Annotated in this window: 24 protein-coding genes and 1 other RNA gene; 15 read left to right on the top strand and 10 right to left on the bottom strand. The window is 60.3% G+C overall.

Going from position 1 to position 26,561, the window contains the following annotated elements; genetic code table 11:
* Positions 1 to 225: 225 nt before the first annotated feature.
* From cmk to gyrA, 8 genes are all read right to left on the bottom strand, one after another.
* Positions 226 to 888 (bottom strand): (d)CMP kinase, encoded by a 663-nt coding sequence (gene cmk, locus NX780_RS23690; RefSeq protein WP_258830350.1) that lies wholly within the window; start codon positions 886 to 888, stop codon positions 226 to 228.
* A gap of 10 nt (positions 889 to 898) precedes the next feature.
* A complete protein-coding gene (gene aroA, locus NX780_RS23685; RefSeq protein ID WP_258830349.1) occupies positions 899 to 2,230 on the bottom strand; it encodes a 3-phosphoshikimate 1-carboxyvinyltransferase in 1,332 nt (443 codons plus the stop codon).
* Positions 2,227 to 3,132, bottom strand: a complete 906-nt coding sequence (locus NX780_RS23680) for a prephenate dehydrogenase (RefSeq protein ID WP_258830348.1) — start codon at positions 3,130 to 3,132, stop codon at positions 2,227 to 2,229. Before NX780_RS23680 ends, aroA begins: the two co-directional genes overlap by 4 nt.
* Positions 3,132 to 4,235 (bottom strand): histidinol-phosphate transaminase, encoded by a 1,104-nt coding sequence (gene hisC / locus NX780_RS23675; RefSeq protein WP_258830347.1) that lies wholly within the window; start codon positions 4,233 to 4,235, stop codon positions 3,132 to 3,134. The genes NX780_RS23680 and hisC overlap by 1 nt, the downstream gene beginning before the upstream one ends.
* A 27-nt stretch (positions 4,236 to 4,262) precedes the next feature.
* A complete protein-coding gene (gene pheA, locus NX780_RS23670; RefSeq protein ID WP_258830346.1) occupies positions 4,263 to 5,333 on the bottom strand; it encodes a prephenate dehydratase in 1,071 nt (356 codons plus the stop codon).
* Positions 5,334 to 5,453: 120 nt separating this feature from the next.
* A complete protein-coding gene (gene serC, locus NX780_RS23665; RefSeq protein WP_258830345.1) occupies positions 5,454 to 6,545 on the bottom strand; it encodes a 3-phosphoserine/phosphohydroxythreonine transaminase in 1,092 nt (363 codons plus the stop codon).
* Between the two features lie 15 nt (positions 6,546 to 6,560).
* The gene (locus tag NX780_RS23660; protein WP_258830344.1) at positions 6,561 to 7,121 is read right to left on the bottom strand and encodes a DUF2059 domain-containing protein; all 561 of its coding nucleotides are present in this window, start codon (positions 7,119 to 7,121) and stop codon (positions 6,561 to 6,563) included.
* Positions 7,122 to 7,197: 76 nt separating this feature from the next.
* Entirely contained in the window at positions 7,198 to 9,813 is a 2,616-nt protein-coding gene (gene gyrA / locus NX780_RS23655) for a DNA gyrase subunit A (RefSeq protein WP_258830343.1), read from the bottom strand.
* 485 nt (positions 9,814 to 10,298) lie between these two features.
* Here gyrA and ompA point away from each other — a divergent pair, with 485 nt between their 5' ends.
* The 4 genes from ompA (at position 10,299) to NX780_RS23635 (ending at position 13,383) form a co-directional block, all read left to right on the top strand.
* Entirely contained in the window at positions 10,299 to 11,015 is a 717-nt protein-coding gene (gene ompA / locus NX780_RS23650; protein ID WP_258830342.1) for an outer membrane protein OmpA, read from the top strand.
* A gap of 144 nt (positions 11,016 to 11,159) precedes the next feature.
* Positions 11,160 to 11,867: a bifunctional 2-polyprenyl-6-hydroxyphenol methylase/3-demethylubiquinol 3-O-methyltransferase UbiG gene (ubiG, locus tag NX780_RS23645; RefSeq protein ID WP_258830341.1), complete on the top strand. Its 708-nt coding sequence runs from the start codon at positions 11,160 to 11,162 to the stop codon at positions 11,865 to 11,867.
* Between the two features lie 28 nt (positions 11,868 to 11,895).
* Positions 11,896 to 12,603, top strand: coding sequence for an HAD family hydrolase (locus tag NX780_RS23640; RefSeq protein WP_258830340.1), 708 nt, complete (start codon positions 11,896 to 11,898; stop codon positions 12,601 to 12,603).
* A 135-nt stretch (positions 12,604 to 12,738) separates the two neighbouring features.
* Complete coding sequence (locus NX780_RS23635; RefSeq protein ID WP_258830370.1) at positions 12,739 to 13,383, top strand: glycine zipper 2TM domain-containing protein; 645 nt, start codon at positions 12,739 to 12,741, stop codon at positions 13,381 to 13,383.
* 36 nt (positions 13,384 to 13,419) lie between these two features.
* Here NX780_RS23635 and NX780_RS23630 read toward each other — a convergent pair whose 3' ends face one another.
* Complete coding sequence (locus tag NX780_RS23630; protein ID WP_258830339.1) at positions 13,420 to 14,277, bottom strand: class I SAM-dependent methyltransferase; 858 nt, start codon at positions 14,275 to 14,277, stop codon at positions 13,420 to 13,422.
* 166 nt (positions 14,278 to 14,443) lie between these two features.
* Between NX780_RS23630 and ssrA the strand changes: the two genes are divergently transcribed.
* The 8 genes from ssrA to NX780_RS23585 all read left to right on the top strand — a co-directional run bounded on the left by ssrA (position 14,444) and on the right by NX780_RS23585 (position 20,777).
* Positions 14,444 to 14,802: a transfer-messenger RNA gene (gene ssrA / locus NX780_RS23625) on the top strand.
* Between the two features lie 166 nt (positions 14,803 to 14,968).
* Positions 14,969 to 16,168 (top strand): tyrosine-type recombinase/integrase, encoded by a 1,200-nt coding sequence (locus NX780_RS23620; RefSeq protein ID WP_258830338.1) that lies wholly within the window; start codon positions 14,969 to 14,971, stop codon positions 16,166 to 16,168.
* Between the two features lie 12 nt (positions 16,169 to 16,180).
* Complete coding sequence (locus NX780_RS23615) at positions 16,181 to 16,864, top strand: hypothetical protein (protein ID WP_258830337.1); 684 nt, start codon at positions 16,181 to 16,183, stop codon at positions 16,862 to 16,864.
* Positions 16,865 to 17,234: 370 nt separating this feature from the next.
* A complete protein-coding gene (locus NX780_RS23605) occupies positions 17,235 to 17,681 on the top strand; it encodes a helix-turn-helix domain-containing protein (RefSeq protein ID WP_258830335.1) in 447 nt (148 codons plus the stop codon).
* Complete coding sequence (locus NX780_RS23600) at positions 17,678 to 17,989, top strand: hypothetical protein (protein ID WP_258830334.1); 312 nt, start codon at positions 17,678 to 17,680, stop codon at positions 17,987 to 17,989. The genes NX780_RS23605 and NX780_RS23600 overlap by 4 nt, the downstream gene beginning before the upstream one ends.
* Positions 17,986 to 19,632, top strand: a complete 1,647-nt coding sequence (locus tag NX780_RS23595) for a DEAD/DEAH box helicase (RefSeq protein WP_307733061.1) — start codon at positions 17,986 to 17,988, stop codon at positions 19,630 to 19,632. Before NX780_RS23600 ends, NX780_RS23595 begins: the two co-directional genes overlap by 4 nt.
* Positions 19,619 to 20,545, top strand: coding sequence for a DUF7146 domain-containing protein (locus NX780_RS23590; protein WP_258830333.1), 927 nt, complete (start codon positions 19,619 to 19,621; stop codon positions 20,543 to 20,545). The genes NX780_RS23595 and NX780_RS23590 overlap by 14 nt, the downstream gene beginning before the upstream one ends.
* A complete protein-coding gene (locus NX780_RS23585; protein WP_258830332.1) occupies positions 20,532 to 20,777 on the top strand; it encodes a hypothetical protein in 246 nt (81 codons plus the stop codon). The genes NX780_RS23590 and NX780_RS23585 overlap by 14 nt, the downstream gene beginning before the upstream one ends.
* A 922-nt stretch (positions 20,778 to 21,699) precedes the next feature.
* Here the strand turns inward: NX780_RS23585 and NX780_RS23580 are convergent.
* The gene (locus NX780_RS23580; RefSeq protein ID WP_258830331.1) at positions 21,700 to 22,293 is read right to left on the bottom strand and encodes a recombinase family protein; all 594 of its coding nucleotides are present in this window, start codon (positions 22,291 to 22,293) and stop codon (positions 21,700 to 21,702) included.
* Between the two features lie 272 nt (positions 22,294 to 22,565).
* On the opposite strand from NX780_RS23580, the gene NX780_RS23575 reads away from it, so the two are divergent.
* The 3 genes from NX780_RS23575 (at position 22,566) to NX780_RS23565 (ending at position 26,516) form a co-directional block, all read left to right on the top strand.
* Positions 22,566 to 23,816 carry a hypothetical protein gene (locus NX780_RS23575; RefSeq protein WP_258830330.1) on the top strand — a complete coding sequence of 417 codons (1,251 nt, stop codon included), beginning with the start codon at positions 22,566 to 22,568 and terminating at the stop codon, positions 23,814 to 23,816.
* 51 nt (positions 23,817 to 23,867) lie between these two features.
* On the top strand, positions 23,868 to 24,776 hold the full coding sequence (locus NX780_RS23570) for a hypothetical protein (protein WP_258830329.1): 909 nt from the start codon (positions 23,868 to 23,870) through the stop codon (positions 24,774 to 24,776).
* A 237-nt stretch (positions 24,777 to 25,013) separates the two neighbouring features.
* Positions 25,014 to 26,516 carry a recombinase family protein gene (locus tag NX780_RS23565; RefSeq protein ID WP_307733059.1) on the top strand — a complete coding sequence of 501 codons (1,503 nt, stop codon included), beginning with the start codon at positions 25,014 to 25,016 and terminating at the stop codon, positions 26,514 to 26,516.
* Positions 26,517 to 26,561 lie beyond the last annotated feature (45 nt).

Below are 26,561 nucleotides of genomic sequence, written 5' to 3'. Positions count from 1 at the left end.
CCGCGCAGTGAGAATGTCATTCTGCCCACTCTCCCCTGCACGTCGTCCCGGCGAAGGCCGGGACCAAGTTTCTCAACGCAGTCGCTGCGGCGATGACTCGAGCCAACGGCGACTCATCGGACTTGGAGCAAATCATGCCAGTGGCATGGTTTGCGCCTTCGCCGGAAGTCTTCACTGCCAGTGGCAGAGAAGACGATTTGCGAAAGTATTAGTACCCTTCAAAACTCACGGATGCGCATACCACGCCAACACCTGTTCGACCGCTTCCGCAGCCGTCATGTTCGAGGTATCGAGCAGGTGCGCATCCTCTGCCGGGACCAGGGGAGCGATCGCGCGCTTGGTGTCGCGCTCGTCTCGTTCCTTCAAATCCTTCAGCAGATCGTCCATATTAGCAGAAAATCCTTTGTCAATCAATTGCTTATATCGCCGCTGAGCCCGTGCCTCGACGCTTGCCGTCAAGAACACCTTCAGTTTCGCGCCGGGAAAGATCACGGTGCCCATATCGCGCCCGTCGGCCACCAGGCCGGGGGTCTCGCGGAAGCCCAGTTGCAGGCCGTACAGGGCCTGGCGGACGGTCGGCAGGGCGGCGATCTTCGATGCCATATTGCCGACCTCCTCCGCCCGGATCGCCGCGGTGACGTTCTCGTTGTTCAGGAAGATGTCATCGCCATTGAACCGTGCCGGCAGGTGCTCGGCCAGCTTGGCGATGCCGTGCTCGTCGCGCAACTCAAGGCCGCGGCGCAGCGCCTGCAGCGCCGTCAGGCGGTACAGGGCGCCCGAGTCGAGCAGGTGGAAGCCCAGGCGCTCGGCGACCTTTGACGCGACCGTGCCCTTGCCGGACGCGGTCGGGCCGTCGATGGCGATCACGGGGATGGGATTGTTTGGCATATTGCTCTTTTTAAAACAGTTCGTTCTTGGCGATGCCCGCGAAGGCCTCGAAGTATTCCGGGAAGGTCTTGGCGACGCATTTCGGATCGTTGATCCGCATGGCGTTGCCGCGCCGCGCCTTGCCATCCAGCGAGGCCAGCGAGAAGCACATCGCCATCCGGTGGTCGTCGTAGGTGTCGATGGTAGCCGGTTTCAACTGTTCCGGCGGCGTGATACGGATGTAGTCCGGCCCCTCCTCCACTTCGGCGCCGACCTTGCGCAGTTCCGTCGCCATCGCGGACAGGCGGTCGGTCTCCTTCACGCGCCAGCTGGCGATGTTGCGCAGGGTGCTCGGGCCGTCCGCATACAGCGCGGCCACCGCGATAGTCATGGCCGCATCGGGAATGTGGTTGAAGTCCGCATCGATGGCTTTCAACACGCCGTTCGAACGCGCCTCGATCCAGTTCTCGCCGCGGGTCACGATGGCGCCCATGCGCTCGAGCGCATCGGCGAAGCGCACGTCGCCCTGGATGCTGTTCTCGCCCACGCCTTCCACGCGCACCGGGCCGCCGGCAATCGCGCCCGCCGCCAGGAAGTAGGACGCCGAGGAGGCGTCGCCCTCGACGTGGATGCTGCCCGGGGACCGGTAGCGCTGGCCCGGCTGCACGGTGAAGGAGGACCAGCCGTTCTGCTCGACCGTCACGCCGAAGCGGCGCATCAGGTTCAGGGTGATCTCGATATAGGGCTTGGAGATCAGCTCGCCGACCACGTCGATCGACACGGCATGGGTGGTGGCCATCAGCGGCGCCGACATCAGGAGCGCCGTCAGGAACTGGCTCGACACATTGCCGCGCACCGAAATACGGTTGGCTGCAATGTGGCCGCGGCGGATGCGCAGCGGCGGGAAGCCCTGTTCGCCCGTGTACTCGATCTGGGCGCCGACTTCGTTCAGCGCGTCGACCAGGTCGCCGATCGGGCGCTCGTGCATGCGCGAGACGCCGTGCAGCGTATAGTCGCCGCCGATCACGGCCAGCGCGGCCGTCAGCGGACGGATCGCGGTGCCGGCATTGCCCATGAAGAGGTCGGCCTCATGGTTCGGCAGCACGCCGCCGTTGCCGTGCACGACGACGGTGCGCTCGTCGACTTCGTCCCACCGGATGCCGAGCGAGCGCAGCGCGCCCAGCATCACCATGGTGTCGTCCGAGGCCAGCAGGTCGTGGATCGTGGTCCTCCCTTCGGACAGCGCGGCCAGCAGCAGGGTGCGGTTCGAGATGCTCTTGGAGCCAGGCAGGCGCACCGAGCCTTCCACGTGGATCACGGGTTCGAGGTCGATGTGCTGGGGGTAGTGTTTGGACTGGGTCATTCGGTATCCTGGGGTTGCGTCTGCGGCGGGGAACCGGCCTCGATGGCCTCCAACCAGGCACGGCGCGCGCGCTGCGCGTTCGCGTACACGGCTTCGAGCGCGGGCCCGTCGGCGGCGGCGAGCCGCGCGCGCAATGTAGTCAATTGTGCCAGATATGCATCCAGCTCGGTAAGCAGGGCCGCCCGGTTGGCCAGGCTGATGTCGCGCCACATCTCCGGCGAGGAGCCGGCGATGCGGGTGAAATCGCGGAAGCCGCTGGCGGCGTACTGGAACAGCAGGCTGGCGTGAGGCTTGGCGGCGATGTCGTCCACCAGCGCATAGGCCAGCAGGTGCGGCAGGTGGCTGACGGCGGCGAACACGCGGTCATGGTCTTCCGGGCTCAGGGTGTGGATGAGCGAACCGCATTCGCGCCAGGCCTTGGCGACCTGCTCGACGGCGAGCGGATCGTTTTCCGGCAGCGGCGTGAGCACGGTCTTCTTGCCCCGGTAGAGGCCGGCCATGGCCGCCTCGGGACCATTCGATTCGCTGCCCGCGATCGGGTGGCCCGGCACGAACTGGCCGAGCTTCCCGCCCAGCGCCTCGCGGGCAGCAAGCACCACGTCGCACTTGGTGCTGCCGGCGTCGGTGACGATGGTCTGCGGCTCCAGGTATGGCAGCAGCGAAGCCAGGATGGGACCGGTCTGGCCCACCGGCGCGGCAAGCAGCACCATGTCGGCGCCGCGCATCGCCTCTTCCACCGTCGTGCAGACTTCGTCGACGATGCCCAGCTCCAGCGCGCGCGCCATCGCCTGCGGATCGCGCCCGACGCCGGCCACGCTGCGTACCGCGCCGGCCGCTTTCAGCGCCAGCGCGAAGGACCCGCCGATCAGGCCGACGCCGATAACGACGAGCCGCTCGATCATCAAGCCAGGACCTTCCTGAGGGCCGCGATGAAGGTCGCGTTCTCGTCAGGCAGGCCGATCGAGATGCGCAGCCATTGCGGCAGGCCGTAGTTGCCGACCGGGCGCACGATCACGCCCTGCTTGAGCAGCGCCAGGTTCACGCGCGCGCCGGCCTGCTCGTCGTCACCGACTTTCACCAGCACGAAGTTGCCGAAGGACGGCACGAACTGCAGACCCAGCTCCTCGAATGCCGCGGTCATCTGCCGGTAGCCCTCGGCGTTGTTGCGGGCGCCCTTGTCCAGGAATTCCTTGTCGTTCAGCGCGGCGATCGCGGCCGCCTGGGCCAGCGAGTTCACGTTGAAAGGCTGGCGGATGCGGTTCATCAGGTCCGTCACCAAAGGCTGGGCGATGGCGAAGCCGACGCGCAGGCCGGCAAGGCCGTAGGCCTTGGAGAAGGTGCGCGAGACGATCAGGTTCGGGTACTTGCGCACCCACTGGCTCGATTCGAACTGGTGTTCCGGCGCCAGGTATTCGTTATAGGCCTCGTCCAGCACCACGACCACGTTGGCCGGGACCTTCTGCAGGAAGGCTTCGATTTGCGCGGCCGGGATGAAGGTGCCGGTCGGGTTGTTCGGATTGGCCACAAAGACCAGGCGGGTATCGCTTTGGATGGCGGCGGCCATGGCGTCGAGATCATGACCATAGTCCTTGGCCGGGACGACGATGGCGCGGCCGCCGACGCCCTGGGTCGCCAGCGCGTACACGGCGAAGGAATACTGCGCGTACACCACCGACTCGCCCTTCTGCACGAAGGCGTGGGCGGCGATTTCCAGGATGTCGTTGCTGCCGTTGCCCAGGGTGATCCAGTCGGCCGGCACGTCGTAGCGCGCCGAGAGCGCCGCCTTCAGTTCGAAGCCGTTGGCATCCGGGTAGCGGCCCAGGTCGGCGGCGGCCTGCGCCATCGCGGCGCGGCTCGATTCCGGCACGCCGAAGGGGTTTTCGTTCGAGGCGAGCTTGACGATCTTGGCTTCATCCAAGCCGAACTCGCGGGCGACTTCAGCGATGGGTTTGCCGGCCTGGTAGGGGGCGATGGCGCGGACGTAATCTGGACCGAATTGCGACATGATGTACTCGAATAGAAGTGGAAAGAATCAGAGACTTTGCGGGTAGGAACCCAGCACCTTGAAGAAGGCGGCGTTGTCCTTCAGCTCGGCAAGCGCGCGGGCGACGGCGGCGTCATGCACGTGGCCCTCGACGTCGACATAGAAGTAGTACTCCCAGGTGCCGATGCGCGCCGGGCGCGACTCGAAGCGCGTCATCGACACGCCGTGCCTGGCGAGCGGCGCCAGCAGGTTGTAGACGGCGCCTGCCTTGTTCGGCACGGCCAGCACGATGGCGGTGCGGTCGCGCCCCGAGGGCCCGGTTTCCAGGCTGCCGATCACGGCGAAACGGGTGCGGTTGTGCGGGTCGTCCTGGATGTGGGCCTGCACCACGCCGAGCTGGTACTGCTCGCCCGCCATCTCGCTGGCGATGGCGGCGACCGTCGGGTCCTGGCTGGCCAGGATCGCGGCTTCCGCGTTCGAGGCCACGGCGCGGCGCTCGATGCCGGGATGGTGCTGGTTGAGCCAGACCTGGCACTGCGCCAGGGCCTGCGAATGCGCGCACACGACGGTCACGCCATCCATGCTGCCGGTCTTGCTCATCAGGCTGTGGTGGACCGGGATCGAGATCTCGCCGCTGATCACGGTGGTGGTGGCGAGCAGCAGGTCGAGGGTGCGGTTGATCGCGCCCTCGGACGAGTTCTCGACCGGGACCACGCCGAAGTCGGCGGTGCCGGCCTCCGTCGCACGGAACACCTCGTCGATCGACACGCAGGGCAGCGTCTCGATGGCGCTGCCGAACTGCTGGTAGACGGCCTGCTCGCTGAAGGTGCCGGACGGTCCGAGGTAGGCGACCGTCACGCGCTTTTCCAGCGCGCGGCAGGAGGACATGATCTCGCGGAAGATGGTCTGGACGTCGCGGTCCTTCAGGGGACCCGGATTGCGTTCGGCCACGCCGCGCAGCACCTGGGCTTCGCGCTCGGGGCGGAAGACGGGGGCGTTGGTCTCGGCCTTGACGTGGCCGACCTGCTGGGCGACCTTGCCGCGCCTGCTCAGCAGATCAAGGATTTGCGCGTCGATCGCATCGATCTGTTCGCGCAGGGGGAGGAGTTTGTCGTTCATCGTTCGGTCGTTATCTATGTCGCGGGCTATTCACGCGTGCGTTGAACGCGTGGGCGGAGTGATTCAGTCCAGTGGACTGAATCACAAACGCCCACCCTACGAACAACGGACACTGCGGGCTTAACGCCCCGCGAATTCGTTCAAATAATCGACGAGGGCCTGTACGCCCTCGAGCGGCATCGCGTTGTAGATGGATGCCCGCATGCCGCCGACGGACTTGTGGCCCTTCAGTTGCAGCAGCCCGCGCGCCTTCGCGCCGGCCAGGAATTTCTCGTTCAGGGATTCGTCGCGCAGGTAGAACGGCACGTTCATGCGCGAGCGGAATTCGTGCGAGACGCGATTCTGGTAGAAGTCGTCCGCATCCAGCGCCGCATACAAGAGGCGCGCTTTTTCGATATTGATTTTCTCCATGGCCGCTACCCCGCCCAGCCTCTTCAGGTGGGCGAACACCAGCCCCGCGATATAGATCGCGTAGGTCGGCGGCGTATTGAACATGGACTCGTGCTCGGCCACGGTCTTGAAGTTGAAGGCCGAGGGGCAGATCGGCAGCGCGTCTTCCAGGAGGTCGTCGCGCACGATCACGAGCGTCAGGCCCGCCGGGCCGATGTTCTTCTGGGCGCCGGCGAAGATCACGCCGTACTTCGACACGTCGATTCTCCGCGACAGGATGTGCGAGGACATGTCGGCCACGATGGGCACCTTCGGATCGATCTCGGGCACGAAGTTGTACTCGACGCCGTCGATGGTCTCGTTGGTGCAGATGTGCAGGTAGGCCGCGCCCGGGCTGAGATTCCACGACGCCTGGGGCGGCACCCCGGTGAAGCCGCTCGCCTCGCTGCTGGCCGCCACGTTGACATGGGCGTAGCGCTTCGCTTCCTTGATCGACTTGCCCGACCACGAACCCGTGTGGACGAAGTCGATCGTCGCCGGCTGGGCGCAGCAGCCCACCAGGTTCATCGGGATGATGGCGTTCTGGCCGAGGCCCCCACCCTGCATGAACAGGATCTTGTAATTGGCCGGGACCGCCAGCAGCTCGCGCAGGTCGGCTTCCGCCTGCCTGTAGATCGAGATGAATTCCGGACCGCGGTGGCTCATCTCCATGACCGACATGCCGCTGCCGTGCCAGTCCAGCATCTCGCTGGCCGCCTGCTGCAGCACTTCCTTCGGGAGGACGGCCGGGCCGGCCGAGAAGTTGTAAACCTGGGTCGTCATGCGGTCCTTTCGTTCTTACTGTTTCTTCACTTCCTGCTGCATCTGCTGCATGCTGTCCTGCATCAGCTTGCCGAGGCGCGGATTCATGACGCGCTGGCCGATGGCCATGCCTTCGGCCGCCAGCTTCGGCGTCAGGGTCATCATCTTGCGGCCGACCGGGCTCTGGTAAAAAGCGGTCAGCTGCTTGATCTCGGCGACCGTGTAGTTGTTCGCGTACAGCGGCACCATTTCGTTGATCATATCGTCGATCATTGTCTCGTCGTTGAAGATCGCGGCGATCGATTGCGACAGGCCAGGCAGCTTCTCTTCGAACTTCGCCAGCGCTTCCTTCTTCTGCTCGTCGTTCATGCTCGTATCGGCCTGGATCATGCTGGCGACCTGCTGGCGCATCATGCCCGGCATAGCCTTCTGCATCTCCGAATACATCGCCACCATGTTCTTGCGGATCTGCATGGCGTCGAACATGGCTTTCACGGCGACGGTGGTTTGCTGCTCGGCGCCCTGCGCAGCCAAGGCAAACGAGGGGAAGGCCGCGAAGGTCGCGGCGGCGCTCAGGGCGAGGACGAATTTTTTCATGGTCTTCCTGCAGGCCGATAGGCCGGTACGGTACGAAAAAAACGGGCCGCGTCGATGCGGCCCGTCTGAAGCTTGTTTACTCCGGCGCCTGTTCGAGCTCGACCTCTTCGAGATCGGTCTCGACGATGCGCTGCAGGCCCGACAGCTTGGTGCCGTCTTCGACCGCGATCAGGGTCACGCCCTGGGTCGCGCGGCCCATCTCGCGGATCTCGGCCACGCGGGTGCGGATCAGGACGCCGCCGGTGGTGATCAGCATGATCTCGTCAGTCGCATCGACCAGGGTCGCGGCCACCACCTTGCCGTTGCGTTCCGACTGCTGGATCGCGATCATGCCCTTGGTGCCGCGGCCGTGGCGGGTGTACTCCGTGATCGGGGTACGCTTGCCGAAGCCGTTCTCGGTTGCCGTGAGCACCGACTGCTGCTCGTTCTCGGCCACCAGCAGGGCGATCACGTTCTGGCCCTCTTCCAGGTTCATGCCGCGCACGCCGCGCGCGGTACGGCCCATCGGACGCACGTCGTTCTCGTCGAAGCGCACCGCCTTGCCGCCGTCCGAGAACAGCATCACGTCGTGCTGGCCGTCGGTCAGCGCGGCGCCCACCAGCACGTCGCCCTCGTCGAGGTCGACCGCGATGATGCCGGCCTTGCGCGGGTTGCTGAAGTCCTTCAGCGGGGTCTTCTTGACGGTGCCCAGCGAGGTCGCCATGAACACGTAGTGGTCTTCCGGGAAGGTCCGGTTCTCGCCCGACAGCGGCAGGATCACGGTGATCTTCTCGCCGTCCTGCAGCGGGAACATGTTGACGATCGGCTTGCCACGCGAGTTGCGCGAGCCCTGCGGCACTTCCCACACCTTCAGCCAGTACATCCGGCCGCGGTTCGAGAAGCACAGGATGTAGTCGTGGGTGTTGGCGATGAAGAGCTGGTCGATCCAGTCTTCGTCCTTCGTCGCCGCCGCCTGCTTGCCGCGTCCGCCGCGCTTCTGGGCGCGGTATTCGGAGATCGGCTGCGACTTCATGTAGCCCGAGTGCGACAGCGTGACCACCATGTCCTGCGGGGTGATCAGGTCTTCGGTTTCCAGGTCGCTGGCGTTGTGCTCGATGGCCGAGCGGCGCTGGTCCTTGCCGTTCTCCGTGTACTCCGACTTGATGTGCGCCATCTCGTCGCTGATGATCGTCGTCACGCGCTCCGGCTTGGCCAGGATGTCGAGCAGGTCGGCGATGTGGTCCATCACTTCCTTGTACTCGTTGACGATCTTGTCCTGCTCCAGGCCGGTCAGGCGCTGCAGGCGCATCTGCAGGATTTCCTGGGCCTGCTCGTCGGACAGCTTGTACAGGCCGTCCTGCTGCATGCCGTAGTGCTTCGGCAGGTGCTCGGGACGGAAGGCTTCGATGCCACCGGCGCCGGCCAGCTCGGTACGGTTCAGCATTTCGCGCACCAGGGACGAGTCCCAGGCGCGCTGCATCAGTTCCATCTTCGCGATCGGCGGCGTCGGCGCGGCCTTGATGATCGCGATGAAGTCGTCGATGTTCGCCAGGGCGACGGCCAGGCCTTCCAGCATGTGGCCGCGCTCGCGCGCCTTGCGCAGCTCGAACACGGTGCGGCGGGTGACCACTTCGCGGCGGTGCGACAGGAAGCACTCGAGCATCTGCTTGAGGTTCAGCAGCTTCGGCTGGCCGTTGACCAGGGCCACCATGTTCATGCCGAAGGTGTCTTGCAGCTGGGTCTGCTTGTACAGGTTGTTCAGCACCACTTCCGGCACTTCACCGCGCTTCAGTTCGATGACCACGCGCATGCCCGACTTGTCGGACTCGTCGCGGATGTCGCTGATGCCTTCCAGCTTCTTGTCGCGCACGTTCTCGGCGATGCGCTCGAGCAGCGACTTCTTGTTGACCTGGTAGGGCAACTCGTCGACGATGATCGCAATGCGGCCGCCGTCCTTGCCGTATTCCTCGAAGTGGGTCTTGGCGCGCATTACCACGCGGCCGCGGCCGGTGCGGTAACCGTCGCGCACGCCCGAGACGCCGTAGATGATGCCGGCGGTCGGGAAGTCCGGCGCCGGGATCAGCTCGATCAGCTCGTCGATCGTGCACTCCGGGTTCTTCAGCAGGTGCTGGGCGCCGTTGATCACTTCCGACAGGTTGTGCGGCGGGATGTTGGTGGCCATGCCGACCGCGATACCCGAGGAACCGTTGATCAACAGGTTGGGGATACGGGTCGGCAGGACGGTCGGTTCTTTTTCCTTGCCGTCATAGTTCGGCTGGAAGTCGACGGTGTCCTTGTCGATGTCGGCCAGCAGCTCGCTCGAGATCTTGTCGAGGCGGCACTCGGTGTAACGCATTGCCGCGGCGGAGTCGCCGTCGATCGAGCCGAAATTGCCCTGCCCGTCGACCAGGGTGTAGCGCAGCGAGAAGTCCTGGGCCATGCGGACCAGGGTGTCGTAGATCGAAGCGTCGCCGTGCGGGTGGTATTTACCCATGGTGTCGCCGACCACGCGTGCGCACTTGACGTACGGACGGCTATGCGTCGTATTGCTCTCGTGCATGGAGTACAGCACGCGGCGGTGCACCGGCTTCAGGCCGTCGCGCACGTCCGGCAGAGCACGGCCCACGATCACGCTCATCGCGTAATCGAGGTAGCTCTTGCGCATTTCTTCTTCTAGGGAAATGGGAACTGTTTCTTTTGCGAATTGATCCATTGGGCGGGTCGACTGCTTTCAGGCTAATGGTTATTGAGGGAATCTCGAAAACCGTCGCGAGCGGCAGCAGTGTCGGCCGAGAAGCGCAGCTGTACGAGGAGTACAGCGAGCATCGCAAGCCGACAATGCAACGCGCAGTAGGTTTTCGAGGTTCCCTTTGACTGCAACGGATGATTCTACCATGGGGGCGTTAGTGGCAGCACAATTCCTCGGCAAAGCCCCTTTGTGGTGGGGACGGTTCCAGCATTGTCGATGTCAGCCCAGTCCGCTTGAGGTAACGTTGCAACAAAACAACATTAGTAAAATATGCTTTGTGTTTGATTTAGGTGCAGTCGTGCGTTTTTGGTGCATGTGGCAAAATGGACAGGAAATTAATTGTTTGTTTCACAATGCGAAACTGGCCCCTTCCCGAGGCATGTTATTCTCTTGACCACAACGCCCACCGCTGAGTTTCGCAAGGCATTTACCCGAAAGGAAAAAAGAACATGAATAAACTGGCAACCCTCATGCTCGCAGCTTCGGCCGCGTTCGCAGGCAATGCATTTGCCCAGAGCGATGCGCCGTATGCACCGCTGGCCACCGACATCAAGGCGCGCACCCCGTACAGCGCCTATGTGCAGGACAGCCGCGGCGTGATCGCCCGCAATCCTTTCGGCCTGTGCTGGCGTACCGGCTACTGGACCCCGGCCGACGCGGTCCCGGGCTGCGACGCGCCGCTGTGCGTCGAGCCTGAGAAACTGGAAAACGGCAAGTGCGTCGCTCCGCCGCCACCGCCGGCCCCTGCCCCGGCTCCGGTTGCAGAACCGGCACCTGCCCCGGCTCCGGCGCCGGTCCCGACCTCGGAAAAAGTGTCCTACTCGGCTGACGCTTTCTTCGATTTCGACAAGGCCGTCCTGAAGCCGGCCGGCAAGGCAGCGCTCGACGACCTGACCTCGAAGCTGGGCGACATGAACTTGGAAGTCATCATCGCCGTCGGCCACACCGACTCGATCGGCACCGATGCCTACAACCAGAAGCTGTCGATCCGCCGCGCCGAAGCCGTCAAGACCTACCTGAAGGGCAAGGGCGTCGAAGAAAACCGCATCTACACCGAAGGCAAGGGTGAGAAGCAGCCGGAAGCCGACAACAAAACGTCAAGCGGCCGCGCGAAGAACCGCCGCGTCGAAATCGAAGTCGTCGGTACCCGTACCGTCAACAAGTAATCCTTCGGGATTGCCATCCAACCCCGCCGCGGCGGGGTTTTTTTTCGTGTGCCGCAGCCCCCCTGGCCGGCTGCTGTCACAGCTGCGGACATATTTTCCGTGCGGCACTCCGTCAGCAGGCGCATTTCCAGTATTATCCAAGCTATGACTACGACTACGAACGCAGACCCGTTAGAAATCCAGAAATTCAGCGAACTGGCCCACCGCTGGTGGGACCCGACGTCGGAATTTCGTCCGCTGCATGAAATCAACCCGCTGCGCCTGGAGTGGATCAACGCGCGCGCCCCGCTGCTGGGCAAGAACGTGATCGACATCGGCTGCGGCGGCGGCGTGCTGTCCGAGGCGATGGCGCGCAAGGGCGCCAAGGTGACCGGCATCGACCTGTCCAAGAAGGCCCTGAAAGTGGCCGACCTGCACAGCCTGGAATCGGGCGTCGAGGTGCGCTACAAGCACATCGCGGCCGAAGAGATGGCGGCGGCCGAACCCGGCCAGTTCGACGTGGTCACCTGCATGGAAATGCTCGAGCACGTGCCGGACCCGGCCGCGATCGTGCAAGCCGCGGCCACGCTCGTGAAACCGGGCGGCCACGTGTTCTTCTCGACCCTGAACCGCAATCCGAAGTCCTATCTGTTCGCCGTCATCGGCGCGGAGTACGTGCTGCGCATGCTGCCGCGCGGGACACACGATTATGCAAAATTCATCACCCCGGCCGAACTGTCGCAATTCGCGCGCCTCGCCGGCCTGCAGGTCGACGGCATGAAGGGCCTGACCTACAATCCGCTGACCAGGATCTACTCGCTCAACAACGACACCGATGTGAACTACATGGTGGCGTGCAGCAAACCGCTTTAACCTCCGCCCGACCGCATCTCATTCACTCATGACTCTCCCGACCGTCCTGCCGGCACCGCGTGCCATCCTGTTCGACCTCGATGGCACGCTGGCCGACACCGCGCCCGACCTCGCGGCCGCCGTCAACTGGCTGCGCACCGAGCGCGGCCTGCCGCCGACCCCATACTCGGTGCTGCGCCCCACCGCCTCCGCCGGCGCACGCGGCATGATCGGCGCCGCCTTCGGCCTGGCGCCGGGCGACGATGGGTATGAAGAGCTGCGCCTGCAGTGGTTCGACCGCTACCAGGAGACCATGGCCGTGCACAGCTCACTGTTCGGCGGCGTGACCGAACTCCTGCTCGGCATCGAGCAGGCCGGCATGGCCTGGGGCATCGTCACCAACAAGCCGGCCCGCTTCACCGACCCGCTGATCCCGCAGATCGGCCTGTCGCACGCGGGCTGCGTGGTGTCGGGCGACACCACCGGCTTCTCCAAGCCGCATCCGGCCCCGCTGCTGGAAGGTGCGCGCCGCCTCGGCATCGATCCGACCCACTGCTGGTACGTGGGCGACGACAAGCGCGACGTCGAAGCCGGCGTCGCTGCGGGCATGGTGACGGTGGCCTGCAACTGGGGCTATTGCGGCGCCATCGAACCGTCGACCTGGGGCGCCGACTACCTGCTCGACACCCCGACCGACCTGCTGCAGACCCTGCGCAGCGTGGTGGAAGCGGCACGCGAAGCCGAACGCGCGGCCTGAATTCCCTGGAGCGGCCCTGCCCCAGCCGGGCCGCTTACATCTCTTTACGACTGATACAGCCTTCCGTCTAGGATTGGGACGGGCTCGCCATTAATCTACTCCTGCACGACAACACAACGTCAAACGGAGCAGAACATGGAAACCACCGCACGCACCACCACCCGCATCCACCCCCTGATGGCCGCAGCCGCCGCCTCAGTCGTCATCGTCAGCCTGACCGGCGCCGCCGCCATTACCGGCCTGCTGCCGACCTCGAAGAGCGCCCCGGAAGCGCAGGCCGCCCTCGCCGCCTCGCCCTACGCCGGCATGGTGCCGATGACGAATGCGCAAGGCCAGGTGGTGATGGTGCCGGCAGCCGCCGTGCAGGCCGCGCCGGTGGCGCCAAGCGCACTGGCCGCCACCCCGGTGACGCCGCAACTGGCCACCCAGCTGGCCGCCGGTACCGCGCCGATCGCAGCCCAGCCGGTCGCCTACGCCCAGCCCGCACCGCAGCCGGCGCCGGTGGTGATCAAGGAAGTCATCAAGGAAAAGCCGGTCGTGAAGGTGGTCGAGAAGACCCGCGTGGTGCACGCGAAGCCGGCCGAACCGCGCTACTACCCGCAGCAGGCTCCGGCTCCCGCACCGGCCCAGCCGAACTATGTCGGCATCGGTACCGGCGCCGTGATCGGCGGCCTGATCGGCAACCAGATCGGCGGCGGCAACGGCAAGAAACTGGCGACGGTCGCCGGCATCATCGGCGGCGGCATGATCGGTAACGAGATCGCCAACCGCAACCGCTGATCCCTTTCGTCCCTACTGGAAACCGCAGGCGCTTGTTCAGCCTGCGGTTTTTTTACGGAAGATGCAGACGATGATGTCGCTCGGGAAGATCTTGAGCACGGGGATCGCGCATATGATCGCGATGTACTGCACCCACAGCGACAGCAGCGGCACCTTGCCGACACAGCTCAGGCGCTCGCGCAGGCCCTTGGCGCGCAGGGCCGGCAGCTCGGCGCTGTCGACCAGATCGAAGCCGCGTCCGGCAACCAGCTTCGACAGGTTGTCCGGGCTGAAATAGTGCACGTGCGGCGACGGCAGGTCTTTCTGCCACAGGCGCTCGAAGGGCGTGCGCCAGCCGAAGCGGGCGATGACCTTGGACAGGCGGTAGAAGAAACCGCGGCTGCTGGGCAGGTTGAGGATCAGGATGCCCTCCGGATTCAGGCGCTGCCTGCAGTCGTCGAGGGCGCTGCGGATATCCGGGATGTGTTCGATGACGTCGTTGAAGACGATGACGTCGAAGCGCTCGTCCTCGCGCAACACGTCGGGGAAGAAGCCGGCCCGCACCGGCAGGCCACGCGCCGCGGCACGTGAACCGACTACCGCATCCGGCTCGACCCCGAGCACGTCGAAATCGTCGCGCGCACTTTCCAGGAACCAGCCGTGGGCGCTGCCCACGTCGAGCAGGGTGCGCCTTCCCGGCCGCACGTGCCGCTTGGCGAACTGGACAATGGCGCGGAAGTTCTCGAGGCGCAGCGCCTTCAGCCCGGCTTCGCGTTCGGCTTCGTTGAGTTCGAGACCGGTGTGCTGGTTGATAGCGACGGACAGATCCGCGCTTTCGTAATGACACGCCGGACAGGTCGCATGCCATGACGCGAGCCCAGCCATCTTGGTGTTACCACAGACGATACAGACCATTCCCATTTCCTTGTCGAAGAATCTGAAGAAGACCGTGAAGCCGGGCCATGATATTGCAATTTTCATATGCTGTGCGACTATTCTTTGACCACTTGACATCACAGGTGGTTTCAGCAGTCAGGCTGCGCGCGGCGACAAATTGGAGTACAATGAAGGTTCTCTCGTTGGGGGCGACCTGGTTTCGACGTGGGTTGCAAAGCAGCGCAGGGCATACCGAGGACTGGTTACCTCGTAAATACATCCAGAAATCAATAACTGCAAACGATAACTCGTACGCACTCGCAGCTTAATTGCTGCTAGGTCCACAACACCTCGCCCCTGGGGTGTGCCGCAAGGCTCGTGGACTCATTTACAGGGGCTCGCAGTAGGCCGGGTCACTTGGTCGACTGTTAAATAATAGGTGACTCGCCTGTCCAAAGGGTGCACATCCCCGTTGTCCAGGTTAAATTAATTGATAGTGCTAAGTATGTAGAACTGTCTGTAGAGTGCTTGCGGACGCGGGTTCGATTCCCGCCGCCTCCACCAACAAACACTCCAACGCGGTTTGACCGCGTCCAAGAACCCGCCTTCGTGCGGGTTTTTTACTATGGGGAGTCGTGTAAGTTGGGGTAACATAGTCCAACAACATCCAGACTCTAGCGGGGGTAACTCGCGGGGTAACTGGATTACCCTAAAAACTGTTACCCCCATCATGCCGCTGACCGACACGACGATTCGCAACACTAAGCCCGGCGACAAGCCGGCGAAGCTCTTCGATGAGCGTGGCCTGTTCCTACTTGTTACCCCTGGTGGGGGTAAGTGGTGGCGCTTCAAGTACCGTTTCGAGGGGAAAGAGAAGCTCCTTTCCTTAGGCACCTACCCTGATGTGACCTTGAAAGATGCGCGAGAGCGGCGCGACAACGCACGCAAGCTGTTGGTCGATGGCATCGACCCAAGCCACAGCCGCAAAGCCAGCAAGTCGATGCGGCTAGAGCAAGTCGCCAACAGCTTCGAGCTGGTGTCGAGAGAGTGGTACGAAAAGCACTCGCCCAATTGGGTAGAAGCGCACGGCAGCCGGATCATCCGCCGGCTCGAGCGAGACATTTTTCCGCACATCGGCTCTAAGCCTGTTGGTGATATTACGGCACCGGACCTGCTGCAGGTCTTGCGCAAGATCGAGGCCCGCGGCGCTCTCGAAACAGCCCATCGTGCATTGGGCAACTGCGGACAGGTGTTCCGATACGCCGTTGCGACCGGCCGCGCTGTCCGCGATCCAACAGGTGACCTACGAGGCGCCCTTCCCCCGGTTAAAGGCGAACACTTCGCAGCCGTTACCGAGCCGGCACAGGCCGCGCAGATCCTACGTGCGATCGCTAAATACCAAGGCTCAGCCGTTGTGTCATGCGCCCTACGCCTGGCGCCGCTGGTGTTCGTTCGACCCGGTGAACTGCGCGGCGCGGAGTGGGCCGAGATCGACCTTGATGCAGCAGAGTGGCGCATCCCCGGAGCCCGGATGAAGCTGGGTATCGACCACATCGTGCCCCTATCGGCCCAGGCCACGGCAATTCTTCGCGAGATCCAGCCGTTGACCGGCGCCGGGCGCTATGTGTTCCCGAGCGCGCGCACATCGACCCGGCCAATGAGCGACAACGCGATTCTGGCGGCATTGCGTCGCATGGGCATCGCAAAGGAAGAAATGAGCGGCCACGGTTTCCGAGCAATGGCGCGCACCATCCTAGACGAGGTAATGGGCGTGCGTCCTGACCTGATCGAGCACCAGCTCGCGCATGCCGTTCGCGATGCCAACGGCCGGGCCTACAACCGTACTGCTCATCTGCCGGCACGGCGGGAAATGATGCAGCAATGGGCGGATTATCTTGATCAACTACGAGCTATTAAAGCCAATAATTAACGTAGGTAAATTATGCAAAATCTCGAACCAGTGATGACGGAACTCTTGGATAGTGAAGCAAGACATTCAGGCGACACCGTTCCAATAGGTATGCGCACGCCTGTTACTGAATGTGGCGCAGTGATATCAGCTCTTTGCGACATATGGGATTTATGGAGTTTCGGAGAAAAAAATGAGTTTATGGATGACATATTCACGCCTCTCTGGAATGAAGAAAACACCAGTGGAGAATTTCAGATCGACCAAATAGAGATTGCTGAAAATATGACAGAATGGGAGGGAAAGCCACTGACTCCTGGCTTTAAGGAGGCACTCACGCAAATTGCTGTCGGCATGACAGCCTGCGCTTTCGCCATCCAAGCGTTCAAGGCTGAAAAGAATAGTCTCGAGGCCTGGTCATATACTTGCGAGGCAAAGCGATGGCTCGGCGTACTGCAAGGAACCATCGCTGGAAGGTCTATGGAACAAGGCTTGGAATTGAATAAGTTTTCGCTAGCTGGCCTCGATGCCAGACACAGTGAAAATAGAAAGATGAAGGCAGACGTCTTTTCTTGGTGCGACAAAAACATGCGGAATTACAAAAGCATGGATAGCGCTGCCGAAGCCATCGCAGGGAAACTAGTTCCAGTTACATTTAGGACTGCCAGGTCATGGATTGCAGATTGGAAGAAAAAACAGTCTACTGGTACACCGTAGCAGCTGCGGGCAGAACGCCATATTCGTCGGCAAAGTGTAATGTAAGCCGGCATAACTTACAGTGAAGCAGCACACCGGCTGTTCACGAATGATCGGAAATACCAAGATTGCCCTGTCGGTCCAAGTTTGGACCTTAGTACACAGGAGTAATCAAAATGCATCACCTTCCAGAAACCGGTTTTCTCCGACTCCCTCAAATCATCGGTGACAACAGCGCACACCCGCCCGTCCCGGCCGTCGTGCCGGTCTGCAAGTCGACGTGGTGGGCCGGCGTAAAGTCCGGCCGCTTTCCATCTCCAGTTAAAATTGGGCCGCGCACGACGGTCTGGCGCGTCGAGGACATCCGAGCTTTCATCGAGCGCGGTGTTTGATGATGACGACGCACGCGCCAAACGAAAACGCTCCTGGCCAGGGGAGCGCTTATCAGAATCAGGCTGGGGGGCCTGCACCGTCCACACAAAAGGTGGTCGACTGCGGAACTGAGAATATCACGGCCGTGTGTCGAGAGCTACGCGAAGCCGGTGTTGAACTTCGCGCAGCTGACGGGCGCACTCAACTAGAAACCCTCCGCCGCGCATTGGAATACCGGGGTGATCGCGGTCTCAACACCTACGAAGGAACTGCGGCCGGGTATCTCCGATTCGCCACAAGAATCTTCAATCTCAAAGAGCAGTGGAATATTTACACGCTCAGGGAGGACGTAATCGGCCCCGATGGGCTGCTGCATAAGGGCGTGGCGCGCTATGTATTGCTTGGCCGTCGCCACGACTTGAAGAAGGCGGCGGCCTCGCCGACCGAGCCCGGGGGCGGCGCATGACGGCCCGCCAACTCTCCGTGAAGAACTGGAACACTTTCCAGCACTACGCCAAGCGAAACCCGCCTTGGATCAAGCTGCACCGAGCCATCCTGGACGACTACGCATTTTGCTCCCTGCCGGACGTCTCGAAGGGACACCTCATGCTGCTGTGGCTGTTCGCCAGTCAGAACAACGGCGTGGTGCCTTACGACGTCCCGTTCCTCGAGCGGAAGCTCTTCGTCACCGGGCTGGATCTCGATCGACTGATCGGGGCTGGGTTTCTGACCGACGCCGCGCCAGCGCACCGTCAGCAGGAGGCTAGGACATGACAGACATGCAAGTCGCTAGCGGCGTGCTAGCAACGTGCTCTTTATTGACACGGGTCTCAGAAGAGCACGCTAGCCCCTGGGATGCATCTCAAAAGAGAAGAGTTAACCCAGAAAACCCGCCCAGCCAGGCGGGCGCCGGTTCCGGCCCTCTCATCCTCCGGCCTTATCAATCCGCCGCGGTCCAAAACCTCCGTCGTGCCCTGGCTGGAGGGATCACCCGCGAAATGCTCTGCAGCCCGACCGGCAGCGGTAAAACCGAGATCGGCATGGCACTGGTCCGCGGCGCCCGAGCGAAGCATAAGCGCGTTATCTTCCTATGCAACCGCGTGCACCTAGTCGAGCAGACGGCGCGCCGCTTCACCAAAGCCGGTATTGCGCACGGGATCATCCAAGGCGAGAACACTGCCCGGGTGTACGAAAGCGTGCTGGTGGCCAGCATCCAGACGGTGGTCCGGCGCGGCCTTCCCGACGTCGATCTGATCATCATCGACGAGGCGCACACGGTGGCCGGCTCGAAGGAGTACCGCGCGGTGATCGCTGCCGCCAAAGGTGTACCGGTGATTGGCCTGTCGGCCACGCCATACGCCCGAGGCCTGGGCAAGCACTACGACGAGCTGGGCGGGGCGCTGTTCCAGCATATGACGGTGGCGGCGACCATCCCGGACCTGATCGAGGCCGGCTACTTGGTCGACTGCGATGTGTACGCGCCGAGCGAGCCGGACATGACCGGCATCAAGCAGGCGCGCAACCCATCCGGAGAGATGGACTACACCGACGCCGACGTCGCACGCGCGGTCAACAAACCGGAGCTGGTGGGCGACATCGTGACGCACTGGCTGCGCCTGGCCGCTGGCACGCCGACGGTCTGCTTTGCAGCGAACATCGCCCACAGCAAGCACATCGTCGAGCGCTTCCAGGGGGCCGGGATCAGCGCCGACCACATCGACTGCTATACCGACACGGAAGAGCGCCGCAAGATCCTGCACCGCATGGAGACTGGCGAGACCATGATCCTGTCGAACGTGGGCATCCTCGCCGAGGGCTGGGACTTCCCGGCGTGCCGCACGCTGATCCTGGCACGCCCGACGCGCTCCCTGATCCGCTACATCCAGATGGCTGGGCGGGTGCTGCGCCCGCACGCCAGCAAGGACCGCGCACTGATCCTCGACCATTCCGGGTCAGTGGTGCGCCTCGGCTTCCCGACCGACGAGTTTCCGCTCGAGCTCGACGACGGCTCGCCCAAGGATGCGAAGGGCGGCCAAAAGGAGCGAGAGAAGCAACTGCCGAAGGCCTGCCCGTCCTGCAGCTACGTCAAGATCGTGCACAAGTGCCCGGTATGCGGGTTTGCGCCGGAGCGCCGATCGGACGTACAGACCCGCGCCGGCGACTTGGTGCCGCTAAAGAAGAAACCCAAGGCGTCGAAGATAGACAGGCAGGAGTTCTATTCGCAGCTGCTCGGACTCGCGCAAGAGAAGGGGCGGCAGCCGGGATGGGTGGCACATCGATACCGGGACTACTTCGGCGTCTGGCCTCGGGGTTTGCGGGACGCTCCGGCGGCGCCCGGCGAGGCGGTGCTCGGCTTTGTGAAGCACCTGCAGATCAAGGCAGCGAAAGGAAAGGGAGCGCGCCATGCAGGGGGTTAAGACTCGGACCGCCGACGAAGCGGTCGGCCGCTGGCCCGGCATCCTCCAGCAGCTAGGCGTCGACCCGGCTTTCCTCGGTAAGAAGCATGGCCCTTGCCCGATCTGCGCCGGCAAGGACCGGTACCGGTTCGACGACAAGGCCGGCCGGGGGACGTGGATCTGCTCGCATTGCGGGTCGGGCGACGGCTTCCAGCTGCTGCAGAAAGTGATGGGGTGGTCGTTCAGCGAGGCCGCCAAGCAGGTCGACCAGATCGTCGAGACGGTCCAGCCTGGGTCGATCGCACCAGAGCGTACCCAAACCAGTAAGCTTCGCGCGCTGAACCAGGTGTGGAAGACCAGCAGGGCGGTCGTGCATGGCGACCCAGTGTGGCGGTACCTAAGCCGGCGCCTGGGCATCGAGACGGTTCCGCTTGGCCTCCGCTTCCACCCTGAGCTGCGGTACACCGACGAGGCCGGCGTCGATCTGGGTCGCTTTCCGGCAATGCTCGCCCGTCTGCAGTACCCGCACGGCACCGGCGCGTCGATCCACCGCACCTACTTGACTGACGACGGCGAGAAGGCGCCGGTGCCGCAGCCGAAGAAGATCATGGCCGGCAAGCCCTTGAGTACGGCCGCTGTAAGGCTGGGTGGAGGCGGGGCGACTCTCGGCATAAGCGAGGGTATCGAAACGGCTCTGGCGGCCTCTATTCGCTTCGGCATGCCGGTTTGGGCCGCGACCAATGCGGTACTGCTGGAAGCTTGGGTGCCGCCGCAGGGCGTGGAGCGCGTGCTGATCGCCGGCGACAACGACGCCAGCTTTACCGGGCAGGCGGCTGCGTTCGGGTTAGCACGCCGGTTAGCAAAGAAAGGGCTGGTTGTGGACGTCCAGATCCCGGACGGGATCGGAAGGGATTGGGCCGATGTTAGCGTCTAAACAATTCCTCCGTGATTTCGCCTACATCGCCAACCTGTACGGCTGGGACGCCGACGACGTCGAGGATGCCAAGGCGCAGACCGGGGCGCACCCTGAGCTAAGGTTGTACTGGACACAGCTCGCCGCGGCGCACCGTGCCGGATACAAGCAGAGCCGCGACAACAACTACATGCGCCTCGGCCGGTGGCTGCAGCGTCAGGAAATCTATGTGCATGCGTTTCCTACAACGTGATAACCGAAAGGCAAGCAACATGAACATCATCAAAAACGAAATCAATGGCCTCATGGTCGACCTACACGAGATCGCCATCGCCGATACACTGCCCTACTTCTGCCCTGAAGCTCCGGGCCGCGCTGCTCGAGCAGATTGAAGCTGTGTGGCCGGTGATCACGGACGAATCGACGATAAGGCTAGTGACCTGATCGATTGCTCTTGCCCTACAGCATCGGGATAGTGGGGTGATCGCCCGTCCCAAACTCGTCGATATCGGCCTGCAGTGAAACCGTCCCGCGCACAAATGCATGACAAAAAAGGAAACTATGGAACCTTATAATTCGCCTGCCCCCGCATTATCGGCGCCAACCGCCTGCCCTTCGCCAGGGCATTCGAGCACGTGGGTAGGCATGCTGCCCGGCCAGCAGGGCCATCTCCTCGAGCTAATCCGCAACGTTTAAGCTGTGGCACCTAACTTTGAACTCTAAGATCGCACGATGAAAATTCCCGATAGCTTTGAAGAATTTGAGGAGCAATGTAAGGGGTACAGGGGCTGGCATGGTCGTATGCCTCGATTACCTACCCCTCCTGCGCCAGAGCCAGGGCTAGGCTTTCTCGACCGGCTGCGATGGCATCTGCGTGAGTACTGGTGTCCAAAGTCTAAAGAGGAGCGGCTCCTCATTAAACTCGCGAAAAAGCGATGGGACTAACAGGCGAAGATCATCTGAGGAAAGACTATTATGCTCTAGATAATGATGGTCGGTCGTGGTCCTGAGATCGTATGAAGCCACGTAAACACTGGTTTGCGCACTAACCACTGTGCTAACCTAACTGCGCTAACTCTAAGCTCTTTCAATTCACGACCTTGGCACACGGTGTATCCTGAACTGTTTGATACAAACTAAGTCAAGTCAGCTAAGGTTTGTATCAGCTACAGGCCTCAAGCAACGAAAGCTTCAGTAGCCGGCTTCACGATGCGCATCACGCTTGCCCTTGAGATCCCGTAGGTGCGCGCTAAAGCACTGATTGATTCACCCGCACCGCCCTGATACCGTTTTATTATGGCCTCGCGTTGATCGGCTGTAGTGCTAACCGGACGCCCGAGTGTCTTGCCCTCTGCTTTCGCGCGCATAAGACCGGACTGTGTGCGCTCAACCAATAAGTCACGCTCCATCTCAGCAACAGCTGCCAACATGGTTAGCATCAACTTACCTGCGGCGCTTGTCAGGTCGAGCTTCCCTAGTTGCAGTACGATCACCTCAATACCCCGGGTGGCCAGCATCTTGATCGTCGTGCCGACGTCTTGCGCATCGCGGCCCAGTCGGTCGAGCTTCGTAACCACTAAGGTTTCGCCGTCACGAATGTGGCCAAGCATCTTGGAGAACTGCGGCCGTCGCAACGCTGAGATTTTGCCCGATACTCCTTCATCCGCATGCCAGTAGTCGATATCGTAGCCGGCTGCCTCGATCTCCAAGCGCTGGTTCTCTGCCATTTGTTCCTTTGTGCTGACCCGACCGTATCCAAAAACTGCCATGTTCTTACCTTTGCCATTGTTTATCAGCGGTATTACTGTTCATTAACCCAGATCATACATATGGACATGTTCAAAAGTCAAATAGGTATTTTTTGAACACCTCCCTTTAGTTCATGTTGGACATGTGCAAAAACGGTCGTTTTTGACAAATTTGCCTTACCTAACCGACCCATACTCCAAAAGTAATAAGTTGTTTTTTTGCAAAAATGGTGACAGTTAGACCTGATGATGTGTAAATTGTAATTACAAATTGATATTTACAGGGGATCTTCATGAAACTGATGACCACAGTAGTTTGCTGCACTTTGATTGTCATGCCTGCGGCAGCTGACGAACCAAAGCTCTCACCTGAACAGGCAACTAAAGTTGCAGAATTGCAAGCACAGGCTGCAGTGATGAATGCGGAAGCTGCAGTCCTAAAAGCCCAGGGCGAATTAAGAAGTGCCAAGCTTTCTGCATTTTCTACTGAGATCGGAAAAGAGATTAAAGGTCTTAGTGGCCAGGTTTCTGGAGGTAATAACATCGATATGGCGTTGTATGCTTCTACTAGAAGTGCTTTACAGCAGCTCATCGTCAAACTTTGTTCGGACATTGGAAAAGATCAAGTTTTCGTTACAAACGCAGACGTTGCAGATGCTGTCTCTCGTCATACTGCGTTTGTAAATTATTGGAATTGGATGGAAACCCAGTTAACTGAAACAAAAGCGAACTTGGATGATTCTTACGACGCAATTCGCACCGGAAAAACGAAAGGCGCTGTTGGGGCTGGGTTGTCATCGGCTTTGTTCGCTTTAGATGCCGCCGGGGCTGTTATTAAGGGTGTAGCGGGAATAGCCACACTTTTTAAATCAGAAATAACTGTGAGCGAGAAGGCGACAGATCTAGTTACTCTTGCAGAGGTTGAGTCCGAACTATCTACCCAAGCAGACTGCAAGACTAGAGATATAGTTTTTGTTGACGAAGCACATTCTGTCTTAGAGAGCAATGTTGACGGTCTTATGAAAGGCTCAGGCGCCCTCCGGGCCAAATTAGCTGAAGTGCGCATTTCGCGAGAAAAATTGAAAAAGTTACGAGGCGATGAGAAAGCAGTCAAAACGCTAACGAAAAAAAATAACGCTGAGAAATCTTCAATTCTTGAGAAAGCAGATGCTATCCTTGCTGAAAGTGCCAAATTAGAAACTGTTGTCGAGTCGTTTCAAACGGCATTAAATACGGTTGACGCTACTAGCGGTTTGTCCCCGCTAGTAGCTGCTGCAAAGAATGAAAGGATTTACAACGCGATGCTTGTTGATAAGCGTAAGCAACTCCGCATCGCTGTACTCCGCTCTAGCGCAAACTCTATGACAAAAAAGCGTTTGCTCTTCAACGACCAAGTTGCATATGCTGGCGGCGTTGCATTGCGCGCCACTATTGTTGATTCAGATGGCAAGCGGAGCCTTGACTCAACATATTTTATTCAGTCTCCTTGGACGAAGATCGAGTTTAAGCCTGAAGGCAAGGTTTTAATGAGTAACCTGCCATAAACTTAGATATTCTCACTCCTACGACATGCGACATCCGGCGAGGTTTGAATCATGGACTATGAGCAGGCAAGATTGGCAAAGAAAGTTTTAACTTTTGAATTGAATGACAATTCAACTGTGTTGAGAAAATCTCGGCCATTTAGCATGCGTAGGAGCTCAATTGCTTTAGGGATTGCAGTAGAAACAAATACTTATAAAGTTGCAATCCGGGTTACTTCACTAGATGATTTAGATAATCATGAGCGTCAAATAATCAGAAAATTTGACGATGATGAAATAGACGTGAGGGAGACCGGCATCATTACTCCTGCTGCGCGGAGTGTATATATAGGTTGCTCAATTTCCCACCAAGATTCTGGTTCAGGAACTCTTGCCTGTGTGGTGCAGGATAGAAAAACCAGAGAGAAACTGCTTCTTTCTAATGATCACGTGCTAGGACCAACAGGAGGTGCTCGTTTGCGAGCAGCCGTTTTGCATCCTAGTTACGAGATGGGAGGACGTTTGGCAGATTCGGTGGTTGGAAAACTAGTTAAAAGTGCGCCGTTGAAGCGCGACGGCAGCATAAATTTTGTGGACGCGGCAGTCGCTTCAATAGCCCCAGGTGTTCAACTTAAAGATCATGGAACACCATTCGAGTATCGGCCAGATAAACCAATCATCCGTGTACGTCAGCAAACTAGGGTTGCAAAGCTTGGCAGTAGAACGGGCTTGACTACCGGTTTCGTCAAATGCGTTGATCTTGACGATATCCGGGTTCGTTACCCGACCGGAAGTGCTCGCTTTAACGATCAGATAGAAGTACTAACAAATTTCGCTCAACGTGGAGACAGTGGATCTATGGTTGTTGAGCACGAAACTGGAGCTCCGATCGGGTTGATATTCGCAGTTGACGAGAAGGGTGCTACCTATGTGACACCGCTTGAACTGGTGTTAGACGCGCTAAAGGTGGATTTGATATAGCTAACATTCTCTCCGATTGTCGTTATAGGTAAATTTTGGCGGCCTAACAGTTCGTCTATTACCTCCATAGAGATTCCACGGTCGCACAAATACCCTATTGCCCAATGCACGCCGTGAAGCCGCTCCAACTCAAGTGCTATTGCTAGTGTCATGTCGGTCATATTTTTCCTTTCGATGAGGGTTAGCACAGAATATCTCGTTTGCTGGACTACTATTTGAGGTGGATCAAGGACATCTATGATGGTAAGAGCTTGTGCCGTGATGTACGTTCGGATGTCTACAGAGAGCCAAGACTACTCGACAGATCATCAGCGAGCCATGATCCATCAGTATGCTGCGGCCAACTGTATGCCCATCGTTCGCGAATACGTCGATGATGGAAAAAGCGGTTTGGATATCAAGCGTAGATCTGGCCTACTATCCTTAATGCAAGCCGTTCAATCTCCGCAACCAGACTTCACACACATCATCGTGTTTGACGTGAGTAGGTGGGGCCGCTTCCAAGACATCGATGAAGCGGCTTACTACGAACACAAATGCCGACGTGCCGGTATTAAAGTCGTCTACTGCGGCGAGAAATTCTCAGATGACACAGGCCCCTACGCTGCTCTTCTCAAGAGCATAAAGCGGATCATGGCAGCCGAGTACAGCCGTGAACTATCCGAAAAGGTCTTTATTGCTCAGTCACGGTTCATTGAAATGGGGTTCAAGCAAGGTGGCTTGGCTGGGTATGGCTTCAGGCGCTTGGCGGTTAAGGCTTGTGGGGCGCCGCGAGCGATTCTAGAGCATGGCGAAGGCAAGATCACTCTTACCGATCGCGTTGTTTTAATTTGGGGACCCGATAACGAGGTCGGAACTATTCGTAGAATCTACCGGCTATACCTCGAGGACGGGATGAGCGAAGCGGGACTCGCCCGCCTGCTAAACAACGAGCATTTGCCCAGCGAACTTGGTCGTCCATGGACCCAGGTCATGATTAATTCGATCCTAACGAACGTTAAGTATTGCGGCTCCCTAGCCTACAACCGTCGGTCCTGTAGGCTCTCAACGCCAAGAACCCGAAACAGTCAGGACAAATGGATAGTAAATGCCGGGGCGGTCGCACCAATCATCGATGCAGAAATGTTCTTAGAAGTGCAGGAAGAGCGCGCGCGGCGGCAAAGACGGTATGGACACGAGGAGTTGCTCAACCTGCTGCGAGATTGCCAAGCTCGCCATGGCAAGGTCACAGCGTCAATAATCGCTGCCGACCCAGCAATGCCAGATCCGCAACTGCTCGTTCGTTCCTTCGGATCACTGATCAAGGCGTACGAAGCGGCCGGCCTACCGCGGACGAGGTCTTACGCATTCGTCGAAACTAAGCGAGTACTAGCGCGTATGCGAGAGGAGCTACTAGTGAAAGTCATCGAGCTGGCTGACGCCGCTGGAGCAGCAGTCGAACATACCTATGAACCTTTCGTCATAACACTCAACGGCAGCCTCGTCGTGAAGGTCGACGTGGTCCCTCCACGTACGCCACGCCGCGGTCTGCGTAATTGGCGCATTGCACCGGATAAGGGTGTTGACTTCTGCATCGTCGGACGGTTCGTACCGTCAGAGGCCATTTGCGACTACTACCTGGTGCCAGCGACTGTACTCACATCGGGCCCGATTTACCTCAAAGAGTCGAATCTCCACCAATATTCGGCTCATAGGTATTTCGCTCTTGTAGACATGTTCGGTCTTGTCTCGCAAGCCTGACAAAGTGGCGCCGTGAGACAGCCCAGCCTTATGAAAGCGGCTATT

This window comes from Massilia agri, assembly GCF_024753255.1.
Lineage (GTDB): Bacteria > Pseudomonadota > Gammaproteobacteria > Burkholderiales > Burkholderiaceae_D > Telluria > Telluria agri.
Note: the sequence above shows the minus strand (reverse complement) of the source record. Positions and strands in the feature narration are given on the sequence as shown.

Coding starts and splice junctions, on each gene's coding strand:
- NX780_RS23580 (WP_258830331.1), bottom strand. CDS start 22,293: ATGGCAGTTTTTGGATACGGTCGGGTCAGCACAAAGGAACAAATGGCA.
- NX780_RS23640 (WP_258830340.1), top strand. CDS start 11,896: ATGACTCTCCCGACCGTCCTGCCGGCACCGCGTGCCATCCTGTTCGAC.
- NX780_RS23590 (WP_258830333.1), top strand. CDS start 19,619: ATGCAGGGGGTTAAGACTCGGACCGCCGACGAAGCGGTCGGCCGCTGG.
- NX780_RS23585 (WP_258830332.1), top strand. CDS start 20,532: ATGTTAGCGTCTAAACAATTCCTCCGTGATTTCGCCTACATCGCCAAC.
- NX780_RS23620 (WP_258830338.1), top strand. CDS start 14,969: ATGCCGCTGACCGACACGACGATTCGCAACACTAAGCCCGGCGACAAG.
- NX780_RS23565 (WP_307733059.1), top strand. CDS start 25,014: ATGATGGTAAGAGCTTGTGCCGTGATGTACGTTCGGATGTCTACAGAG.
- ubiG (WP_258830341.1), top strand. CDS start 11,160: ATGACTACGACTACGAACGCAGACCCGTTAGAAATCCAGAAATTCAGC.
- gyrA (WP_258830343.1), bottom strand. CDS start 9,813: ATGGATCAATTCGCAAAAGAAACAGTTCCCATTTCCCTAGAAGAAGAA.
- aroA (WP_258830349.1), bottom strand. CDS start 2,230: ATGACCCAGTCCAAACACTACCCCCAGCACATCGACCTCGAACCCGTG.
- NX780_RS23595 (WP_307733061.1), top strand. CDS start 17,986: ATGACAGACATGCAAGTCGCTAGCGGCGTGCTAGCAACGTGCTCTTTA.
- NX780_RS23680 (WP_258830348.1), bottom strand. CDS start 3,132: ATGATCGAGCGGCTCGTCGTTATCGGCGTCGGCCTGATCGGCGGGTCC.
- cmk (WP_258830350.1), bottom strand. CDS start 888: ATGCCAAACAATCCCATCCCCGTGATCGCCATCGACGGCCCGACCGCG.
- NX780_RS23600 (WP_258830334.1), top strand. CDS start 17,678: ATGACGGCCCGCCAACTCTCCGTGAAGAACTGGAACACTTTCCAGCAC.
- NX780_RS23630 (WP_258830339.1), bottom strand. CDS start 14,277: ATGGTCTGTATCGTCTGTGGTAACACCAAGATGGCTGGGCTCGCGTCA.
- serC (WP_258830345.1), bottom strand. CDS start 6,545: ATGACGACCCAGGTTTACAACTTCTCGGCCGGCCCGGCCGTCCTCCCG.
- pheA (WP_258830346.1), bottom strand. CDS start 5,333: ATGAACGACAAACTCCTCCCCCTGCGCGAACAGATCGATGCGATCGAC.
- NX780_RS23635 (WP_258830370.1), top strand. CDS start 12,739: ATGGAAACCACCGCACGCACCACCACCCGCATCCACCCCCTGATGGCC.
- NX780_RS23660 (WP_258830344.1), bottom strand. CDS start 7,121: ATGAAAAAATTCGTCCTCGCCCTGAGCGCCGCCGCGACCTTCGCGGCC.
- ompA (WP_258830342.1), top strand. CDS start 10,299: ATGAATAAACTGGCAACCCTCATGCTCGCAGCTTCGGCCGCGTTCGCA.
- hisC (WP_258830347.1), bottom strand. CDS start 4,235: ATGTCGCAATTCGGTCCAGATTACGTCCGCGCCATCGCCCCCTACCAG.
- NX780_RS23605 (WP_258830335.1), top strand. CDS start 17,235: ATGATGACGACGCACGCGCCAAACGAAAACGCTCCTGGCCAGGGGAGC.
- NX780_RS23575 (WP_258830330.1), top strand. CDS start 22,566: ATGAAACTGATGACCACAGTAGTTTGCTGCACTTTGATTGTCATGCCT.
- NX780_RS23615 (WP_258830337.1), top strand. CDS start 16,181: ATGCAAAATCTCGAACCAGTGATGACGGAACTCTTGGATAGTGAAGCA.
- NX780_RS23570 (WP_258830329.1), top strand. CDS start 23,868: ATGGACTATGAGCAGGCAAGATTGGCAAAGAAAGTTTTAACTTTTGAA.